The sequence below is a fragment of the Yersinia mollaretii ATCC 43969 genome (assembly GCF_013282725.1).
GTDB lineage: Bacteria > Pseudomonadota > Gammaproteobacteria > Enterobacterales > Enterobacteriaceae > Yersinia > Yersinia mollaretii.
On the sequence record NZ_CP054043.1, the window covers coordinates 2,055,366 to 2,076,550 of the forward strand.

Genomic DNA, 21,185 nt, shown 5'->3' on the forward strand with positions numbered 1-21,185 from the left:
TCTTTGTGCTAAACTGTCCCGCCGATCTTGTTATAAGCTAGGTCGGTAGGATGGATAACATTGCGAGATAAAACGATGATCAAACAAAGGACTTTAAAACGTATTGTTCAGGCGACTGGCGTCGGTTTGCACACCGGTAAAAAAGTCACGCTAACAATGCGACCCGCGCCGGCTAATACCGGGGTCATCTATCGTCGCACTGACTTGAATCCACCGGTTGATTTTCCGGCAGATGCAAAATCCGTGCGTGATACCATGCTCTGTACTTGCCTGGTCAATGAGCATGACGTGCGTATTTCTACTGTTGAGCATCTCAACGCTGCTTTGGCAGGGTTAGGGATTGATAACATTATTATTGAAGTTAACGCTCCCGAAGTACCGATCATGGACGGTAGTGCCAGTCCATTCGTGTACTTGCTGTTAGATGCGGGTATCGAAGAGTTAAACTCTGCGAAGAAATTCTTGCGTCTGAAAGAGACAGTACGGGTTGAAGACGGTGATAAATGGGCTGAATTGTCTCCATTCAATGGATTCCGTTTAGATTTCACTATTGATTTTAATCACCCGGCGATTGACTCAAGTACTCAACGTTACCGTCTGGATTTTTCGGCCGATTCATTCGTCCGTCAAATTAGTCGTGCACGTACTTTTGGTTTCATGCGCGATATCGAGTATCTACAGTCCCGTGGTTTGTGCCTGGGCGGTAGTTTCGATTGTGCCATCGTGGTAGATGATTACCGCGTATTAAATGAAGATGGTCTGCGCTTCGAAGATGAGTTTGTTCGTCACAAAATGCTGGATGCGATTGGTGACCTGTTTATGTGTGGCCATAATATTATTGGCGCATTTACGGCGTACAAATCGGGTCATGCTTTAAATAACAAGCTGTTGCAAGCGGTTTTAGCGAAGCAAGAAGCTTGGGAATTTGTGACGTTCCAAGACGAAGCTGAAATGCCATTGGCATTCAAAGCACCGTCTACGGTATTAGCTTACTAAGGCTATTTATCACCATCACTTTTGGTTGCGTTGGCACTCTCTCCGGCCAACGCAGCTAATCGTTCCAATATCGTCCTCAATTTCTCAGGGCTACGGCTCGCTAATCCTCTTAATTCCTTAGCACTTTCCAAACTTAAATGGCGTAATGGCGGAGATTTCCCAAGATTTTCCGACGATTTTGCGGCATCTTGAGTCAGGTTATGACCCTTAGCCATTAACGATGGATTAATCCTGATGTCGATTGAAGACAATGATGGTAGAATTTGCGCTCGTAGTGCAGAAAGTAAAGCGGGTTGCTCATAACGTAAGCGCATTAACCAGCTGGCATTCGCGGTTTCTAGCACTAAAACACTCTGTCGATAGTTAGCAACACGGCACCACGGCTGCAATTGTGAAGGGAGTAATCCTTTTACCGCACGGTTAAGTTTTAACAGTGCAGTCGCGCGTTGTTGTACGTTATGTAGCGGTCCATTTTCTGCTGCAACCGCATCATCGAACAGAACATCTAATAATTGTGGGCGGTTTTCACGCATTGACAAGGCTCCGGCGGATTTTAAACTCGTGATCGGTATTCTAAATCGTTGGCGACAATTTGGTAGACGTTATTTCTGGCCGCATCTCTTATTGGGGATGGTCGCGGCGAGTCTTGGCGTGCCTTCAAATCTGTCTGGCGTACCCGATCAAACCGCGATACCGAACACATCATCCAGCCAAAGCCGTCAGAATCATGCTGCGACAAACTTTAACAGTTTGGCATTGCTGCATGATATGCATCGTCGCCCTTCATTCAGCGTAGACTACTGGCAACAGCATGCACTGCGCACGGTTATTCGTCACCTCTCATTTGCGCTGGCACCTCAAGCGGTTTATACCAGAGCGCAAGAATCCGCAGAAGTCGAACAGGTAGAACCATCACAAATTCAGCAGCTTGCGTTGCTAGATACACTGAATGCGCTCCTGACGCACGAGTTTAAGCCACCTGCAATCATTCGCTATACTGAACAGGTTAAACGACCTGTTCTTTCGTTACACAAACCAGGGCTTTGGCTTGCACAAGTGCAAGGCATCCGCGCCGGACCTGCCAATTTCAGTTAATTCTCTTGATCTACCCCCATTTTATGCAACCTTTGACCGCCGGTTTGGTGGTCTTGTAAGAGATATAAAGAATCATGCTAATCAAATTATTAACCAAAGTTTTTGGCAGCCGTAACGATCGTACACTGCGCCGTATGCGCAAGGTGGTTGAGCTTATCAACCGCATGGAACCTGAAGTTGAAAAGCTGACCGACGCCGAACTTCGCGCCAAAACAGACGAATTCCGTGAGCGTCTGGCAAAAGGTGCTGTACTGGAAACCTTGATTCCCGAGGCGTTTGCTGTGGTACGCGAGGCCAGTAAACGTGTGTTTGGTATGCGCCACTTCGACGTACAGCTGCTCGGCGGTATGGTCCTGAATGAGCGCTGTATTGCTGAAATGCGTACGGGTGAAGGTAAAACATTGACCGCGACGCTGCCCGCTTACCTCAATGCGTTAAGTGGCCGTGGTGTTCATGTGGTGACCGTCAACGACTATTTGGCTCAGCGTGACGCCGAAAATAACCGTCCATTGTTCGAATTCCTTGGCCTGAGTGTGGGTATCAACTTGCCGAATATGACGGCACCTGCCAAGCGTGCCGCTTATGCTGCGGATATCACCTACGGTACGAACAACGAATACGGGTTTGACTATCTGCGCGACAATATGGCATTCAGCCCGGAAGAGCGTGTGCAGCGTAAGCTTCATTATGCGCTGGTGGATGAGGTTGACTCCATCTTGATCGATGAAGCCCGTACTCCGCTGATTATCTCTGGCCCTGCTGAAGATAGTTCTGAGATGTATATTCGGGTTAACAAGCTGATTCCAAAACTGATTCGTCAGGAAAAAGAAGATTCGGATACCTTCCAGGGTGAAGGCCACTTCTCAGTGGACGAAAAATCACGTCAGGTTCACCTGACAGAACGTGGTTTGATTCTGATTGAACAGATGCTGGTGGAAGCGGGCATTATGGAAGAGGGCGAGTCGCTCTATTCTCCAACGAACATTATGTTGATGCACCATGTGACGGCAGCGCTGCGTGCGCATGTGCTGTTTACCCGCGATGTTGATTACATTGTGAAAGACGGCGAAGTTATCATCGTCGACGAACACACCGGCCGTACCATGCAAGGGCGTCGCTGGTCAGATGGTCTGCATCAGGCGATTGAAGCAAAAGAAGGCGTGGAAATTCAGAACGAGAACCAAACGCTGGCTTCCATCACCTTCCAGAACTACTTCCGTTTGTACGAAAAGCTGGCCGGTATGACCGGCACAGCAGATACCGAAGCCTTTGAATTTAGCTCAATCTACAAGCTGGATACCATTGTTGTCCCTACTAACCGCCCAATGATTCGTAAAGATTTGGCTGATTTGGTCTATATGACTGAGCAGGAAAAAATCGGCGCGATCATCGAAGATATCCGTGAGCGTACTGCGAATGGTCAGCCCGTGTTGGTCGGGACCATCTCGATTGAGAAATCTGAGGTGGTATCCGCTGAGTTAACCAAAGCGGGCATTGAGCACAAAGTTCTGAACGCCAAATTCCACGCAATGGAAGCGGATATCGTTTCTCAAGCGGGTCAACCGGGCGCGGTAACCATCGCAACCAACATGGCTGGCCGTGGTACTGACATCGTGCTGGGTGGTAGCTGGCAGAGTGAGATTGCCCTGCTAGAAGATCCGACTGAAGATCAAATCGCAGCCATCAAAGCGGCATGGCAGATTCGCCATGATGCAGTATTGGCATCAGGTGGTTTGCACATCATTGGTACTGAGCGTCATGAATCACGCCGTATCGATAACCAGTTACGTGGTCGTGCAGGTCGTCAAGGTGATGCGGGTTCATCACGCTTCTACCTATCAATGGAAGATGCCCTGATGCGTATTTTTGCCTCTGACCGCGTGTCTGGCATGATGCGTAAGCTGGGGATGAAGCCTGGCGAAGCCATTGAGCATCCATGGGTAACCAAGGCCATTGCCAACGCACAGCGTAAAGTTGAAAGCCGTAACTTCGATATTCGTAAGCAATTACTGGAATATGATGATGTGGCTAGTGACCAGCGCCGCGCTATCTACAGCCAACGTAACGAGCTGCTGGACGTATCCGATGTTAGCGAAACTATTAACAGCATCCGTGAAGATGTCTTCAAAACAGTTATCGATGGCTACATTCCAACCCAATCACTGGAAGAAATGTGGGATGTTGAAGGGCTAGAACAGCGCCTGAAAAATGATTTCGATCTGGATATGCCGATTGCAAAATGGTTGGAAGATGAACCACAACTGCATGAAGAGACATTACGTGAACGTATTCTTCAGCAGGCGATCGAAGTCTATCACCGCAAAGAAGAAGTTGTTGGCATTGAAATGATGCGCAATTTCGAAAAAGGCGTAATGCTGCAAACGCTTGATTCCTTGTGGAAAGAGCATTTGGCTGCAATGGATTACCTGCGTCAAGGCATCCATTTGCGTGGTTATGCGCAAAAAGATCCTAAGCAGGAATATAAGCGTGAATCCTTCGCGATGTTTGCCGCCATGCTGGAATCACTGAAATATGAAGTGATTAGCGTGCTGAGCAAAGTACAGGTGCGGATGCCAGAAGAGGTAGAAGCATTGGAAGTACAGCGCCGTGAAGAAGCTGAGCGTTTGGCTAAACAGCAGCAATTGAGCCATCAGTCTGACAATAGCGCATTGATGTCACAGGAAGAGATCAATGTTGCCGCCAATCTTGAGCGCAAAGTGGGTCGTAACGATCCGTGCCCATGTGGTTCAGGCAAAAAATACAAACAGTGTCATGGTAGCCTACAGTAATATTTAGGCCACGGTTATACTGACAATAAGGGCGGCTAATTACCGCCCTTTATTTTGGCTTTTTGTTGGTCTACCTTAGATCAAGCCACCAGAAGGCTAGATGAGTCAGCGTTCTGATCAGGAGAGATAGAATTGAAACATTTACACATTGCGGTAGGGATTATTCGCAACGTCCAACAAGAAATTTTTATTACCCGGCGCGCGGCTGGCTCCCATATGGAGGGCTTTTGGGAGTTCCCAGGCGGGAAGATTGAACAAGGTGAAACGCCGGAGCTAGCTTTAAAACGTGAACTGTTGGAAGAAACCGGGATTGTGGTGCAGAAAGCGACTTTACTCAAAGTTCTGGAGCATACTTTTACTGATCGTATCGTGACATTAACCTTCTATTTAGTCGAAGCATGGGACGGCGAACCTTTTGGTCGCGAAGGGCAACCGACGCGCTGGGTGAGGCAATCAGAATTGTTGGCCGAAGAGTTTCCACCGGCTAATGCAGTAATCATTAACTTACTCACGGCATAGCATACGCCGCATTATGACTGAAATGGAGCAGGGGGCTGTTTGCTCCATTTTGGGTGCGGTATCAGTGCTTAGGCGGTTCTTCCTCACTCCATTCATCACTGTCAGATAACTCACCACTACTGGATATGCGTTTTTCTTCGTCTGCCCACTCACCTAAGTCAATAAGCTGACAACGTTTGCAACAGAAAGGGCGATAGGGGCTTTGCTCGCCCCAAACAACGATTTTCCCACAAGTTGGGCAATTAACCTCGATGACTTCGGGTTCCATGTTCTCTCCTAAAATCTATTAATACCTTTTATCTTTCAAGTGGCAGGTAAAAAGGTTTGCCACCTTGTACCCCTTGAAATCTATTGGGTATCATTATAACCAAATCAGCAGCAGGCTAATTCAAACGATAAACGGGCTGGCACAGTACCATTTTCGCTGTCGAGTGGTAAGAAGCGAATTGCATATCTTGTTTTATGACCAGAAATCTGCGGGTATAGCTGCGGATCCAGCGGCAGTCGTAACCTGAGTAGGTCTGCGCCTTCCGCATTATCTTGGAAGAAGCCATTCAAACTGATTTGTGGACGTAACGGGCCAGACTGGCGAATTAAATCTAAAATGATGGTCAGCGACTGATTGAGTGGGACTAAACTTGCCAGCAATTTACCAATATGCTGATTGCGTTGTTCCTGTGGCTGGTGCAGCCAAGTGTGTAAAGTGGGTAAATCAAAACTACAGCAACCGCCGGGAATACTCAGACGTTGGCGAACAACACTGATTAAGCGGTCTTCTTTCAATGCTTGCCCAATACGGGGTGCTGACATCAATACTGATGCTCGGTTTTTTAGCTGACTGCGCAGGGTATCCACTAACGACATATCAACACCGGGCATATCAGTCCATTGCTGTAATTTCTGTTGTTGGCGCTCAAGCTCTTTGAGCAAATCAGTACGCACTTCACCACGCTCAAGAACATCAATTAAATCAGATGCAGTACGGAAAAATGTTAACGCACTGGCGATATTATCTAATGAACATTGGCTTTCTAATTGCTGTAGTAAAAACTCCATTCTCAGCCAGGTGCGCATTTTTTCATTGAGCGGGTGTTCAAATAATATTGTTGAGGTGAGGTCACTCATCGATGTGGATCCTGTTGGGCCGCTGCTGCTAATTTTAAGTATTGCTGATGTAATGAAGCAACTTGCGGGGCGATAATCAATGGATCGCCGCTATTGTCAATAATGTCATCAGCACAGGCCAGCCGCTGCTGACGCGAAGCCTGTGATGCTAAAATATGTTCTGCCTGTTGACGGGTAATACCATCTCTCGCCATCGTTCGAGCGAGTTGTATTTCAGGTGCCACATCTATCACTAACACACGATTAGCACGGTGATGTAAACCATTTTCAACCAGCAAAGGGACAACCCACAGTACGTAGGGGGTCTTTATTTCTGCAAGCTGGCGTTGAGTTTCTTGCTGAATGAGTGGATGCAATAGTGAATTTAACCATGCTTTTTCATGCGGCTCACTGAAAATTTTTTCGCGCAATGCAGCGCGATTCAGTGTGCCATCAGCTTGCAAAATAGTTTCACCATAACGGGACGCAATAGCAGCTAAAGCGGGCATTCCCGGTTCAACGACTTGACGGGCAATGATATCAGCATCAATAAGGGGCACATCAAAATGGGCGAATAAATTTGCTACGGTACTTTTGCCGCTGCCAATCCCGCCGGTGAGAGCCACAATATAGGTCATTGCCTAGCCTTGCATGCTGTTAGTGAGTGGCCGAATTGTATCTGAAAGCAGGTGCTCAGGCATAGCAAGGAGTGCATTCTATTTGAACTGCGTGGGAAAATACGTGAAGTGGGTATAGAGAGAGGGGGGGGGCTTCGACTCTTCAGGTAATTTGTGGGATTGTAGCCTAAATAAAGGTGAATTCGCAGTCTTGCCGAAGAATTATTCATGCGTATGATAGCTTCACTGGGATGGCGTGATTTACGCCCGATCAATATTGCGATCTATCGCCACTAACCAGGAAATAATAAGCCATGCGTATTGAAGAAGGTTTGAAGTTAGGTTTCAAAGATGTGTTAATCCGTCCTAAACGTTCAACACTGAAAAGTCGCTCTGAAGTGGAGTTGGAACGCCAGTTTACCTTCAAACATTCAGGTTGGAATTGGTCCGGTGTACCTATCATCGCCGCTAATATGGATACTGTTGGCACCTTCCGCATGGCTGAAGTCTTGGCCTCATTCGATGTTCTTACCGCTGTTCATAAGCACTACACTGTTGAGCAGTGGGGCGAGTTTGTGAAACGTGTTCCTGAATCAGTATTGCGCCATGTCATGGTCTCAACGGGCACTTCATCTGCTGATTTCGACAAAATGAAACAAATTTTGGCGTTGTCACCTGCTTTAAAATTTATCTGTATTGATGTGGCTAACGGCTACTCAGAGCATTTTGTTGCCTTCTTGCAAAGAGCGCGCGAAGCTTGTCCAGATAAAGTGATCTGTGCGGGTAATGTGGTTACTGGCGAGATGGTAGAAGAGCTGATTCTCTCGGGTGCTGATATCGTTAAAGTCGGTATTGGGCCTGGCTCAGTATGCACTACGCGAGTGAAAACTGGGGTTGGCTATCCTCAATTGTCTGCTGTTATTGAATGCGCTGATGCGGCACATGGCCTGGGTGGGCAGATTGTCAGTGATGGCGGTTGTTCAGTACCGGGTGATGTTGCTAAAGCATTTGGCGGCGGCGCTGACTTTGTTATGTTGGGTGGCATGCTGGCTGGACATGATGAGTGTGAAGGTCGTGTTGTTGAAGAGAACGGCGAGAAATTCATGTTGTTCTATGGTATGAGCTCTGAATCTGCGATGAAACGCCATGTAGGCGGTGTTGCTGAGTATCGTGCAGCAGAAGGTAAAACGGTGAAGTTACCATTACGCGGTTCCGTAGATAACACAGTACGTGACATTATGGGCGGTCTGCGTTCAGCATGCACTTACGTGGGTGCTTCACACTTAAAAGAGCTGACCAAACGCACCACTTTTATCCGTGTGGCAGAGCAAGAAAACCGCGTATTTGGCAGTAATTAATACCTAACTATCCAACGATGATTTCTTTCTGGATACCATGGTCAATGAATGCCTGAAGGCTATTCATTGATATGAAAAGGGCGTCATTAGCATAGCGCCCTTTTTAATCACATTTTCTCCTATCACTGCACTCGAAAGCTCTCCTCAAGCGACCTCGTCTACCCGATAACATCTCCTAACTGGAATATCGGTAAATACATCGCTATCACTAGAACGCCAACAATACCGCCAATAATCAGCATCAAGAGTGGCTCTAACATTTGAGTGAGATTATCAGCCAAATCTTGCGTTTGTTGCTGATGCCAATCAGCCAGCTTATCCAATAGTACATCCAGAGCGCCTGACTCTTCGCCCACTCGTACCAGTTGTTGACACAATGGGGGAAATAAATGGTGTTGATCAAGGGCTGTATACAAAGGATCACCTTGATTTATCTGCTTTTGAATATGCAGTAGTGATTGCCGATAGGTATCGTTGCTGATGGAAAGAAGCGCTGCATCTAATCCTGCTGTCAGTGGTAATCCTGCATGTTGAGTGATAGCCAATGTTTGAAAAATTTGGCTAAGACAACTGCCACGTATTAATGCAGCGACTAATGGGATGCGTAATAAAAATTTTTGTTCCCATATTTGCCACTGAGCTTTATGGCGCCGTGCATAAAGATACCCGCTACAAAGTGATATCAATACTATGGCGATGCATGGACCATAATCAGTCAGGAATGCTGATATTGAAAGAAGCGAGGCAGTCAACGCAGGCAGTGGCGTATCAAATGATTGATAAATTTGTGCAAATTCAGGCAGCACCATTACCAGCATAACAACACTGACAACCAACGCAATGATGCAAACAAACACGGGATATTTTAGCGCCTTGACCACTTTCTTTTGTAATTTTTGCTGCCGTTCCTGATGCTCTACCAACTGAATACAACACTGTTCAAGATTTCCTGTTAACTCTCCCATGGCAATCACCGGGGGGTATAATTGCGGAAAAATTCGTGGGTAATGTGCCATTGCTTCGGATAATGATTGGCCCTGTGAGACCTGCTGGTTGATCTCCTGTAATAAGCATCGCCACGGAAGGGCATCCATCTCTTTTGCAAGCAACTGCAAGCTATTGACCAAAGGCAAGCCTGCTTGCAGCAATGTCGCTAACTGTCGGGTAACGACAATCAAACGTTCCCCTCGCCAATAGCTAGCCGATAACCGCTTACCGCCTTTAATGCCGAGTGGTTGCAACCCATGACGGAACATATGCTCGTAGACAATGTTTCTCTCTGTCGCCAGTATTGTACCGGTTTGTAATTGCCCTGAAGTCCCAATTGCTCTCCAATAGAATAAGCGTTGCTGGCTCACGGTGTTGCCTCAGCTTCTGCTAAAAACCCGACAACACGATTAATCTCCTCAAGAGTGGTGACGCCACTTTCGACCAACGCTAGACCTGCGGAGAGTAATGTTTTTTGCCCCTGATCCCGCGCCATTCGCGTGAGTTCTGCTGGGCTAACATTATTGAGCAAGGCTTGTTGTATTTGTGGGGTGATATTGAGCATCTCGTAGACTCCCGTCCGGCCATAATAACCCGCACAACAGTGCTCGCAGCCTCGAGCTTGATAATGTTGCAATGGTGCCGCCCGTGCTTCTGTTGGGGGGTGAAAAAGGTTTGGAGATGCTTGTCGGCAATGTATGCAGAGTTTGCGAACGAGGCGTTGGGCAATAACTAAGCTCAGGCTCGAGGCAATGAGGTGACGCTCTATTCCCATTTGAGTCAGGCGCATCAATGTTTCTGCTGTTGAGTTAGTATGCAGTGTTGAGAGTACCAGATGCCCGGTTAGTGCTGCTTTAACGGCTATTTCTGCGGTTTCATTGTCACGAATTTCACCGAGCATAACGACATCGGGATCCTGACGTAACATCGCACGTAATACATGAGAGAAATCTAGTCCAATCTTACTGTTGGTCTGAGTTTGATTAATACCATCAACCTGGATCTCGGTGGGATCTTCAACGCTACAGATATTTCTTTGCGGCTGATTAAGGTGCCCCAGGCTGCAATAAAGTGTCACTGTTTTACCACTACCTGTCGGGCCAGTGACCAGTATCAATCCTTGCGGAGCTGATAAAGCCCGCGTTAATTGTTGGACCGCTATTTTGGGTAAACCGAGCTTTTCCAATGTCGATTGCTGCTGCATGTTAAGGATGCGTAGCACCACTTTTTCACCATACTGCACTGGAAGAGTCGCTATTCTCATTGAGTAGCGAGTGCCATTCAGATGTAGATTTAGCTGACCATCTTGCGGTAACCGTTTTTCTGCGATATTCAATTTTGACATCACTTTCAGACAACTGCTGATTCGGCACACTAACTCAGTTGGAGGCGCTGGGGATTCATGTAATACCCCGTCAATTCTGAAACGGATGCGATAACGATGCTGATAAGGTTCCAAATGAATATCTGATGCGCGCTTTTGAATCGCTAGCCAGAGAGTTTGATGGATAAATTTGATAACCGGAATATTGCTCTCATTATCAAGCAGGTTTTCCTCCAGATCCTGTAATGGTTGATTTGATGAGGTGCCTCCCTGCCGCTCACCCTCATGTTGGGGTGTGCTTTGAGGGTGATTTGTGGGATCTATTCCGTTGCTTCGCTGTTCTTTGGCTGAAAGCGCGAGATTCAACGACTGCTCAATCTTGGCTTCCGGCCAATATTCCACTCTGATTTTACGGCCACAAGTAAAACGTAGCGCAGTTAATAATTCATCATTCACTGGGCCAGATGAGGCGATGGAGAGATTTTTACCATCGAGTTTTAGCGCTATTGTTCTATGACGGCGACAGAGTATGTGCAATTCATCACTGATCGCCTCAATCGGGGATGCTATGCGCTCAGTCATTTGATGCCGCCTTATCATTGAAACGGAATACGGTTTTACAGCTATCAGCAAGGCTGTCATCGGCTGCGCTACAGGTTCTCGACCAAGTTATATTGCCGCTGCGATTTAATGTGGGTGACATTGCCAGAGTTAGACCGTCGAGTGTCTGCTGGCCTGTCAGTGTAATCACCCCTTTATCAATAGTTGTTGCATTGACATAACGCGAGGGTTGCCCCGTAGGTATTCCGTTACTACCTGCATTGCAGCCATCAAGCTTGGCATGTTCCAGTGCGCAAAGTTCTACCGCCATCTTGTAGGGGACGATGCTCTGTAACATATCGGTGAGTGCTGCTTTTTGCATGTAACGTTGATAGGAAGGGATACCAATACCGCTGAGAACTGCGATTATTGCGATCACCACCATTAGTTCAATTAATGTAAAACCTCGTTGATTAGTCATTTACCACTCTCCTTGTGTTTGAGAAAACGAGGCAAGAGTGCAGATTTTTAAGTCGAGGGAAAAGGGGCATGACATCGATTTGCGAAGCGTACTGCCGGATATTTAGGTTATTACAATGGCATCACAGATAACCTCGGCGGCGCTCGCAAAACAGAACTTGAGTCTGTTATTGACGGAGATCCGCCGAGAATAATTTGTTAGGGTTATTGAAAGCGCATAGAGAGGTCTAAAGCCGTAATATGCTTGGTCAGTGCACCGACTGAAATGAAGTCAATGCCTGTTTCAGCATAGCTTCGTAGTGTTTCTAGTGTCACATTGCCGGAGACTTCCAATTGAGCACTTTCCTGAGTTTTGGCATGTTCATCACGCATCTGGACGGCATCACGCATCATGGGAATGGTGAAGTTATCCAGCATAATGATGTCTGCACCGGCTTCCAGTGCTTGTTGTAACTCATCAAGGGATTCAACTTCAACTTCGACAGGGACATCGGAATGTATCCAAAACGCTTTGGTCACAGCTTCTTTAATCGAACCAGCAGCAATAATGTGGTTTTCTTTGATAAGAAAAGCATCAGACAAACCGAGCCGGTGGTTATTACCGCCGCCACAGAGAACCGCATACTTCAAGGCAGTTCGTAGGCCCGGTAACGTTTTTCGGGTATCAAGTAGCTGCGTATGTAACCCGGAGAGCTCCGCAACATAGCGGCTAACTTCAGTTGCGACACCCGATAAAGTTTGCAGGAAGTTGAGTGCAGTACGTTCACCGGTGAGCAAGATACGGGCAGGGCCAGTCAGATGACAAAGCGTCTGATTCGCCGTCAGTTTGTCTCCGTCATTAACGAGCCATTCAACTGAAACTTGAGCACCCAGTTGAATAAACACTTCATTCAACCAGCGCTGACCACAAAAAATACCCGGTTCACGGGTAATGACAGTGGCACTGGCCTGTTTATCTGCTGGCAGCAATTGTGCCGTGAGATCGCGGTCTGCATTGACCTCACCACCGAGGTCTTCACTCAAAGCTTGAGCGACAATTGAAGGTATATCACGTTGAATTCGTTCCAATAGCTCGGCACGGCGGCTGTCAGCATTGTAGCTGCGGGTCGGCATAGAAAACTCCGAAATGGCGGATGGATAGTAGTCCAAACATGCTACTCTGTTGCTGGCTGAAGTGCCATAAAAGAGCCGACAGAACTGTACTATTAGGGAGCTTAGATAAACTATGCAGTTAGAAAATGACTGGCAGCTAGAAAATGGCTGGATTTCAGGGGCTAAACGGGTTGTCTCCCCCCATTTCGATCAGCGTCCAGAGGGTGAAGTGCCTTCACTGCTGGTGATCCATAATATCAGTTTACCTCCCGGTGAGTTTGGTGGCCCGTATATCGATCAGTTATTCACTGGCACACTCAATGCTGATGAACATCCCTATTTCGCTGATATCGTTCACTTGCGAGTTTCAGCCCACTGTCTGATTCGCCGTGATGGCGAAGTTATCCAATATGTTCCGTTTGATAAACGAGCTTGGCACGCGGGGGTATCCGCCTTTGCCGGACGTGAGCAGTGTAACGATTTTTCTATTGGAATCGAGCTGGAAGGAACGGATGTGTTACCGTTTACGCCCGCGCAATATCACAGCCTGCATAAGATAAGTGCGCTGCTATTTGCCTATTATCCGATAACCGTAGATCGGGTGACGGGGCACAGTGATATTGCGCCAGAACGCAAAACAGACCCCGGTCCTGCGTTTGATTGGGTCTCGTATCAGCAGTATTTAGCAAAGTTATCGTCATAATAGTGATGTTGGCTAACTCAATATTAGTCAGAGGCTGATTGTCGAGTACTCCTCTGTTGACCGCCTCATCTGATATGCTTGTTTATTAATGCCGGGAGGCATATGCCCAGTTTCAGGGCGGCTAAATGCAAAGGGAGAATAAGAGCTAATGACACTGTTTACGTTGTTGCTGGTGCTGGCGTGGGAACGCTTATTTAAACTGGGCGAACATTGGCAGTTAGATCACCGTCTTGAAGTTATATTTGGGCGTTTACGCCACTTTTCATTAGTACAAACACTTTTGCTGACCGCCGTGTGGATGGCGTTGATATGGCTGATTCTACAGTTGGTGAAAAATATCTTATTTGGTTTCCCTGCGTTACTTATCTGGATACTGATTTGCCTGTTATGTATTGGTGCGGGGGGAATACGTAAACATTATCGCGCGTATCTGAAAGCTGCACGGCAGGGTGATGCACATGCCACTGATAAAATGGCTGAGGAGTTAGCGCTAATTCATGGTTTGCCAGTCGATAGTGGCGAGAAAGCCAGACTGCAATCCCTACAAAATGCACTATTGTGGATAAACTTCCGCTACTATTTAGCCCCGATTTTCTGGTTTGTTGTCTGTGTTAACTATGGCCCAGTGGCGTTAGCAGGCTACGCCATGTTACGTGGCTATCAGACTTGGTTGGCTCGGCATCATACTCCTTTACAGCGCTCTCAATCGGGTATTGATCGCATCTTGCATTGGCTGGATTGGATACCCGTGCGGTTGGTCGGTGTTGCCTATGCATTACTGGGCCATGGTGAAAAAGCATTACCTGCTTGGTTTGCTTCATTGGGGGATTTCCATTCTCAGCAATACCAAGTGTTGACTAAACTCGCACAATACTCGCTGGCTCGGGAGCCTCATTTAGATCCTGTGCAGACACCAAGATCAGCTGTTTCGTTGGCACGAAAAGTGACGTTAGCGACGATTGTGGTGGTGGCTTTACTGACGATTTATGGTGCATTGGTCTAGAGAGTCGGGCTCATAGTGAGTTATCAGCCCTAAGATTATTGACAAAGTGTCAGCGGCAGAGAGAACAGGCGTCTCATAAAGACGCCTTATTCCCTTTGTTAGAATAAGCATCTATGAAGGTTCGAGCCGCGCTATATATGGACGTTTTACTCTTCCGCCTGTCCTCACCGTTTCAGATCGAGCCGCCGGAATTTATCTGCCCTTTTAGTTGATTCTCTATTATGAACTGTTGCTATTTCTTCTTCTCGTGCTGTTTTGTGATTCAAAGTCCGACTAATTCAGATGTTTTCTTTTTTGGAAAATATATGAATTTAAATTGGAAACCCTTAGTACTCTTATTTTTCATTAATTCCAACTTAATTCCGATGTATTCCTTTTAATAATTTTACTGTTTTTCATACTATTTAACCTGATCATTTTTCTATTGGCTCATTACCGTCTAATTACAGAATTCATTATTTTTTAGTTTTTATTTTAAACTCACGTTGAATTTAATACGTATTAGATTATGCCAATAATAAATCAGGAATATTATAATGGATTCTATTTTAAAAGGCATAAGGCATTACTTGTGCTTTGGTTTTCTAAAGAAAGTCATGGTGTACCTTCAAATAGTTTTACAAACGTTATTGGGTACACTTCCCCTCTATTCGATGAGTTTCAGTACTCATGCGGACAGTGGCATTGCAAAAAAAACAGCGCTGTTTAAGCGGCTTCATACACTCACTGCTACTGATACACTTGAGTCGGTGGCATCAGGCTATGGCTTATCTGTGGATGAGCTTTGGGCATTGAACATTAATTTATATAACAATCGTGTCGCTTTTGACGCGATCAAATACGGTGCGGTTGTTTATGTCCCAAATCGGGAGGAGGAGCAAAAAGCAACACAACAAGCCTCTTTAGTTGCCTCTCATCTATCCCAAATTGGCAGTACCCTGAGCAGCGAGAGCCGGGTTGAGGCATTTTCTCGTTTAGCTAAGGGAGTGTTATTATCTTCTACGGCTAAATCGGTCGAGGAGTGGTTAGGCCATATTGGCAAAGCTCAGGTCAAATTACAGGTTGATGACAAGAATGATTTCAGTGGTTCAGAATTGCATCTATTTGTCCCGCTCTATAATCAGCCTGAGAGATTAGCATTTAGCCAGTTTGGTTTTCGGCGTATAGACCAACGCAATATTATGAATATTGGCTTGGGTCAGCGCCACTATTTGTCTGACTGGATGTTGGGATATAACGTTTTCCTAGATCAACAAATATCGGGAAATGCCCATCGGCGCTTAGGGCTTGGTGGTGAATTGGCGCGGGATTACGTGAAGTTATCAGCCAATAGCTATTATCGTTTGGGCGGGTGGAAAAACTCCACTCGACTTGAAGATTATGATGAGCGTGCGGCGAGTGGTTATGATATTCGTACCGAAGCCTACTTACCTTATTATCCGCAGTTAGGCGGGAAGTTAATGTATGAGCAATACTTCGGCAATGAAGTTGCCCTGTTTGGCCTTAATGAACGGCAGAAAAACCCATCAGCACTAACTGCGAGTGTGAGTTATACCCCTTTCCCGTTGGTGAATTTAGCGCTCGAACATACCATTGGCAACAGTGGGAAAAATAAAACTGGGGTCAATTTAGCCGTCAATTACGAAATTAATACTCCGTGGCAAAAACAGATAGATCCCGCAGCGGTAAAAGCAACCCGGACACTGGCCGGTAGCCGTATGGATTTAGTCGATCGCAATAACAATATTGTGTTGGAATACCGCAAGCAGCAGGTCGTGACATTAAATCTACCGGCAAAAGTCAGCGGTAAAGAGAAGCAAGTATTGCCGATAAATTATACCTTTAATGCTCGCCATGGCTTAGATCGTATTGAGTGGGATGCTGCTGATGTGATTAATGCTGGCGGGAACATCAGCGATCAGGGCAATTTGGCTTATCATATTACCTTCCCGCCCTATATTGATGGTGGCGACAATGCCTATGTATTAGCTGGCCGTGCGGTTGATAAAAAAGGGAATTATTCGGTCTCTAACTCAACCAATATTTACGTTACTGGCGTGAATATTAATTCTGTAAAAAGTACAATCACGCTAACCCCTGCCACATTACCAGCCAATGCAACCAGCCGAAGTACACTGCAACTTAAATTAAATACTGATGCCGGTAACGCCGTCAGTGGTGCTGCAAGACAAATCACTTTTGCGGTGCGTGATGTCTCTGGCAATGTTCCTAGAGCCAGAAGTTTCGCCCAGCCAGTGGTGATTGCTGATGCACAGGAAATTCAAACCGGTGTTTATGAAACGTCGGTGACCAGCGGTAATTTGGTTGGGCGTTTTGAAATAACCCCAACTGTCCGTGGGGTTCAACTGAATCCGATTATTCTTACCCAATCTGCTGATGCCACTACCGCGACGATTAATGGCAGCGCGAATATTACTATTTCTACGCCAACAATTACTGCCAATGCGACGGATAAAACCCACCTGGAAGTGCTGGTGACTGATGCATTGGGCCATCCGGTGCCGGGTGTCGAAGTGACCTGGGTCAGTGATTTGAATTCGCCGGGTCTAGAGCACGTCACCAGTATCACTAATGAGCACGGTATCGCCGAAAACAATTTCACCTCCACCACGGCAGGAACCGCCAATATTACCGTCCAGACAGGCACGTCGCCTCCTGTTCAGGCGGGCACGATAGAGATCAAGCCAGATAAGGTCAACCGCACGACCTTTAAAGCTGATGAGACGGATCAGGTGACCTATACGGCGAAGGTTGTTGATATCAACAACAATCCGTTGGAGAACTTCCCGGTTAGCTGGCGTTTGACGCAGGGCGAAGGTCAGTATAAGAGCTTAAGTTACACCGGGCCAACCGGTGAAGCTGAAACCAAGCTGAGCGCTAGTCGTTTGGGCCAATATAAAATGGAGGCGCAGATCGGGATACTGAATGGTTCACCGACCCGCATAGTGGAAAAAGCGGCACCGGATGTTAGCACCACAGCAGGTGATATTGATCCAAGTAAATCTGATTTAGTGGTGGACGTGAACAGTATTGATGCCAGTGGCAAGACTAAGGCTAAGTTAACGGCCACCTTAAAAGATAAGTTTGGCAACTTATTGAAAGGGCAGACAGTTAATGTGAAAGAGACTCAAAATCTGACAGGAATAAAATTCAGCGTTAACCCAATGAAGGATAATGGGGATGGGACTTATAGTACCGAGGTGACATCAACCACCAAGGGGAATACTACATTCATTGCTAGCATCAATAGTGTTGATTTAACTCAGCAACCACAAATGCTGGTGGGGAATATTATTCCGCAGCTGAGTTTTGATAATAAAAACGAGAAGCAAACCTATAGAAAAACACCATTCGCTAAACAGGCATTAAAGGGCTTACCTCAAAGTGTTATTGCTCACTGGAACAGTGATAATTCGGATGTGGCGAAAATTGATCCGGCTACGGGTGAGATTAAGTTACTCAAAGCGGGTGTTGTGAATATTTCGGCGGTCACGCTGGCGGATAATACCTATGCGATGGGGACGGCCAGTTATCAGCTTGAGGTTGAACGGGCTGATCCTAAACTTAACTTTACTAAACGGTTTAGCAATGTCACTTGGGGGCAGGTTGCTGCAAAAGAACAGCCTAATGTGGGTAACTCTGATTGGGCAAATTCTCAGCCTCAGCTTAAGTGGAGCAGCTCTGAACCGAATGTTGCTAAAGTGGATGCCAATGGCAACATTACATTGTTGAAAGCGGGTGATACGTCGATTAAAGCGACAACAGCACAGACTGATCAATTTAAAGCTGCTGAGGCGGAGTATGTATTAAATATTAACAAGGCAAATTTACAGTTGAGTTTTAATGCTTCAGTGAAGCAATACTCGGTAGATAGCAAACCAAGTAATGTTCAATCATTAATTTTACCAACTGATTTGCCAGCTAGCGCTGTACGCTGGAGTTCAAGTAATCCAAGTGCTATGAACATTGATTCAAATGGACGTGTAAGCGGTGTTTCAGCCGGTGACAGTAATATTAAAATAGAAATAGATAAAAATGATTTCTATGCAGAAAATAGCGCTAAATACTTGGCTGAAGTCTATCAAAAACCGAGTGTTTCAATAAGCAGTACCAACACAGTCAGTAAAGGCGTATCTGGTTCTAATTCTTCTGAGTGGAAACCAGCATTTAAAGGTGACCAAATGGCGGTTAATTGGAGAGTATCAGGCTCCGGTAAGTTCGCAGGACCCAAAAAAGTTGTTGTGCAGTTTATTGAGGATGGGTCGGGGAGTAAACTTTTTGAAAAAGAATCTACATCTAACCTAGCTTCAGGCTCTACGGTTATTGAAGATACTAATGTTAAAAACTTGGTGGGCAAACGAGGGAAGTTTGTCGTCAAAACCGAAGGCACATCAGGCTTAAGTTCCCAAGATCAAACAAAAATTATTGATGTGAAAAGGCTTTATCCTGACGAAATTTGGAATAAAGTTCGTGTGAAATCAGGCCATAGTATATATGAGAAAGGGAAATCAGTTAAAGATTGCAGGACTTCCGCCGGATTTTGGAACGACACTCATCATGTTAATCTTAACTGGGGTGTGGGTATTGATTTAGGTAATAATCAATTGCTCGAAGGAATGGAAGTAAAACTTCGTATCGATAAAGTTAGTAGCAGCTACATAAGCCCTAAAGACATTGTTACCAGGAATATACTTAAAACTTTTGATGAGGTGAGTACACCTAGTTCAAATTATATTGCTGAAACATTACATACTGATTGTTATGATCCCCATAATGATAGTGTAGAGTTAGTCCTAGATGTGGAGTATCTCGGTAAAAAAACAATGTATAAAGCTGGCTCTGTTTATTGGGAGGGGCTAGGACGAACTAAGAAAGACTTTGTTGAGGCTAATATACAGCGTAAGTAATATTAGCTGGATTTTTAGTCAGCTTGATTAGACACCTGAGATAGTAATTAAGGATTCATACTTCACAAAAAGTGGGGTTCGTTAGAAATACGACAGGGCGGTAGTGCATACTACGGCCCTGTTTTTCTGAATACAATGAACAGGCCAGCACTGGAGGCTGGCCCGTAAGAGGCGTTATCGTCAAATCCTAAGGATAACCGATCACTTTCTGCTATTAAGATTTTACCCGCTGGCTACGATTTTTCAGGATATAACTGACCGCCAGTAGCAGTAACCATGCTGGAATCAATAGCACTGAAATCTGGATACCCGGCGTGAAATACATGATGACCAGAATGCCACTCAGGAAGAGTAAGCATAGATAGTTGCTGAACGGATACCAGAAGGCTTTGAACTGGGGAATGACACCCTGACGATTTTTAGCGGCACGGAATTTAAGGTGCGCGAGGCTAATCATCGCCCAGTTGATGACCAGTGCGGAGACCACCAGCGCCATCAATAATTCAAAAGCGCGACCCGGAATTAAGTAGTTAATCAGCACGCAGAACGCCGTGGCAAACGCCGAGACGGCAATGGCAATTACCGGAACACCGCGACCATCGACCTTCAACAGTATTTTCGGGCCGTTACCTTGTTTTGCGAGGCCGAATAACATGCGGCTGTTGCAGTAAACACAACTGTTGTAGACCGATAACGCCGCCGTCAGTACCACAATATTTAATACGGTGGCGACCACATTACTGTTCAATGCATGGAAGATCAGCACAAACGGACTGCCGCCTTCGACCACTTTGCCCCAAGGATAGAGTGACAGCAAGATAGCCAGAGAACCGATATAGAATAGCAGGATACGATAGATAACTTGATTGGTGGCTTTCGGGATGCTTTTGGCTGGATTTTCGGCTTCTGCTGCGGTGATACCCACTAACTCAAGGCCACCGAAGGAGAACATGATCACTGCCATTGCCATCACCAAGCCCATGATGCCATTGGGGAAGAAGCCCCCTTGCGCCCACAAGTTGGTTACTGTGGCTTCTGGGCCACCTTGCCCGCTCAGTAATAACCACCCACCGAAGAGAATCATGGCGATAATGGCGACCACTTTAATAATGGCAAACCAGAACTCCATCTCACCATAGACTTTGACGTTGGCCAGATTGATGGCATTGATGGCAAGGAAGAAGACCGCAGCCGAGACCCAAGTCGGGATCTCCGGCCACCAGTACTGCACATAGATACCGACGGCAGTCAGTTCGGCCATCGCCACTAACACATATAGCACCCAGTAGTTCCAACCAGATGCAAAGCCCGCGAAATTACCCCAATATTTGTACGCAAAGTGGCTAAACGAACCGGCTACCGGCTCTTCGACCACCATTTCACCTAACTGGCGCATGATCAGAAACGCGATAAAACCGCCGATCGCATACCCCAGTAAAACTGAGGGTCCCGCCATTTTAATGGTTTGCGCGATACCCAGAAATAGCCCAGTACCAATTGCGCCACCTAAGGCGATTAGCTGAATGTGGCGGTTTTTAAGCCCCCGCTTTAGCTCCGCACCTTCCTGTTGAACACTCATCGTTGCATCCTCTGTCGTTGTGACTTCTAGCTGGCAACCCCGTGCCTTTTGCTATGCGTAAGTTTTTGATT

At 46.3% G+C, this 21,185-nt stretch carries 17 protein-coding genes; 8 read left to right on the forward strand and 9 right to left on the reverse strand.

Annotated elements, in window-relative coordinates; genetic code table 11:
* Nucleotides 1–75: 75 nt before the first annotated feature.
* Entirely contained in the window at nt 76–996 is a 921-nt protein-coding gene (gene lpxC / locus HRD69_RS09125) for a UDP-3-O-acyl-N-acetylglucosamine deacetylase (RefSeq protein WP_004389005.1), read from the forward strand.
* Nucleotides 997–998: 2 nt separating this feature from the next.
* Here lpxC and HRD69_RS09130 read toward each other — a convergent pair whose 3' ends face one another.
* Complete coding sequence (locus HRD69_RS09130; protein WP_004875556.1) at nt 999–1,529, reverse strand: DUF721 domain-containing protein; 531 nt, start codon at nt 1,527–1,529, stop codon at nt 999–1,001.
* Nucleotides 1,530–1,557: 28 nt separating this feature from the next.
* Between HRD69_RS09130 and secM the strand changes: the two genes are divergently transcribed.
* The 3 genes from secM (at nt 1,558) to mutT (ending at nt 5,399) form a co-directional block, all read left to right on the forward strand.
* Nucleotides 1,558–2,091 carry a secA translation cis-regulator SecM gene (gene secM / locus HRD69_RS09135; RefSeq protein ID WP_004875555.1) on the forward strand — a complete coding sequence of 178 codons (534 nt, stop codon included), beginning with the start codon at nt 1,558–1,560 and terminating at the stop codon, nt 2,089–2,091.
* A gap of 74 nt (nt 2,092–2,165) precedes the next feature.
* Nucleotides 2,166–4,880, forward strand: coding sequence for a preprotein translocase subunit SecA (secA, locus tag HRD69_RS09140; protein WP_004875554.1), 2,715 nt, complete (start codon nt 2,166–2,168; stop codon nt 4,878–4,880).
* Nucleotides 4,881–5,012: 132 nt separating this feature from the next.
* A complete protein-coding gene (gene mutT / locus HRD69_RS09145) occupies nt 5,013–5,399 on the forward strand; it encodes an 8-oxo-dGTP diphosphatase MutT (RefSeq protein WP_004875553.1) in 387 nt (128 codons plus the stop codon).
* Between the two features lie 61 nt (nt 5,400–5,460).
* On the opposite strand, the gene yacG is transcribed toward mutT, so the two are convergent.
* From yacG to coaE, 3 genes are all read right to left on the reverse strand, one after another.
* Nucleotides 5,461–5,667, reverse strand: a complete 207-nt coding sequence (gene yacG / locus HRD69_RS09150) for a DNA gyrase inhibitor YacG (RefSeq protein WP_032814702.1) — start codon at nt 5,665–5,667, stop codon at nt 5,461–5,463.
* Nucleotides 5,668–5,771: 104 nt separating this feature from the next.
* Complete coding sequence (zapD, locus tag HRD69_RS09155) at nt 5,772–6,524, reverse strand: cell division protein ZapD (RefSeq protein ID WP_032814700.1); 753 nt, start codon at nt 6,522–6,524, stop codon at nt 5,772–5,774.
* Nucleotides 6,521–7,141, reverse strand: a complete 621-nt coding sequence (coaE, locus tag HRD69_RS09160; protein ID WP_004875551.1) for a dephospho-CoA kinase — start codon at nt 7,139–7,141, stop codon at nt 6,521–6,523. The genes zapD and coaE overlap by 4 nt, the downstream gene beginning before the upstream one ends.
* A 293-nt stretch (nt 7,142–7,434) precedes the next feature.
* Here coaE and HRD69_RS09165 point away from each other — a divergent pair, with 293 nt between their 5' ends.
* Nucleotides 7,435–8,478, forward strand: coding sequence for a GMP reductase (locus HRD69_RS09165; RefSeq protein ID WP_004875550.1), 1,044 nt, complete (start codon nt 7,435–7,437; stop codon nt 8,476–8,478).
* Nucleotides 8,479–8,636: 158 nt separating this feature from the next.
* On the opposite strand, the gene hofC is transcribed toward HRD69_RS09165, so the two are convergent.
* The 4 genes from hofC to nadC form a co-directional block, all read right to left on the reverse strand.
* A complete protein-coding gene (gene hofC, locus HRD69_RS09170; RefSeq protein ID WP_032814698.1) occupies nt 8,637–9,836 on the reverse strand; it encodes a protein transport protein HofC in 1,200 nt (399 codons plus the stop codon).
* Nucleotides 9,833–11,371, reverse strand: a complete 1,539-nt coding sequence (gene gspE, locus HRD69_RS09175) for a type II secretion system protein GspE (protein WP_032814696.1) — start codon at nt 11,369–11,371, stop codon at nt 9,833–9,835. The genes hofC and gspE overlap by 4 nt, the downstream gene beginning before the upstream one ends.
* Nucleotides 11,364–11,810, reverse strand: a complete 447-nt coding sequence (gene ppdD / locus HRD69_RS09180; protein ID WP_032814694.1) for a prepilin peptidase-dependent pilin — start codon at nt 11,808–11,810, stop codon at nt 11,364–11,366. Before ppdD ends, gspE begins: the two co-directional genes overlap by 8 nt.
* 203 nt (nt 11,811–12,013) lie before the next feature.
* Complete coding sequence (nadC, locus tag HRD69_RS09185; protein WP_004875546.1) at nt 12,014–12,922, reverse strand: carboxylating nicotinate-nucleotide diphosphorylase; 909 nt, start codon at nt 12,920–12,922, stop codon at nt 12,014–12,016.
* A gap of 112 nt (nt 12,923–13,034) precedes the next feature.
* On the opposite strand from nadC, the gene ampD reads away from it, so the two are divergent.
* The 3 genes from ampD (at nt 13,035) to HRD69_RS09200 (ending at nt 19,535) form a co-directional block, all read left to right on the forward strand.
* Nucleotides 13,035–13,604 (forward strand): 1,6-anhydro-N-acetylmuramyl-L-alanine amidase AmpD, encoded by a 570-nt coding sequence (ampD, locus tag HRD69_RS09190; protein WP_004875545.1) that lies wholly within the window; start codon nt 13,035–13,037, stop codon nt 13,602–13,604.
* A 148-nt stretch (nt 13,605–13,752) separates the two neighbouring features.
* Nucleotides 13,753–14,607, forward strand: a complete 855-nt coding sequence (ampE, locus tag HRD69_RS09195) for a beta-lactamase regulator AmpE (RefSeq protein ID WP_004875544.1) — start codon at nt 13,753–13,755, stop codon at nt 14,605–14,607.
* 536 nt (nt 14,608–15,143) lie between these two features.
* On the forward strand, nt 15,144–19,535 hold the full coding sequence (locus tag HRD69_RS09200) for an inverse autotransporter beta domain-containing protein (protein ID WP_032814693.1): 4,392 nt from the start codon (nt 15,144–15,146) through the stop codon (nt 19,533–19,535).
* A 214-nt stretch (nt 19,536–19,749) separates the two neighbouring features.
* Here the strand turns inward: HRD69_RS09200 and HRD69_RS09205 are convergent, their stop codons facing one another.
* A complete protein-coding gene (locus HRD69_RS09205; protein ID WP_004875542.1) occupies nt 19,750–21,114 on the reverse strand; it encodes an amino acid permease in 1,365 nt (454 codons plus the stop codon).
* Nucleotides 21,115–21,185: the final 71 nt, after the last annotated feature.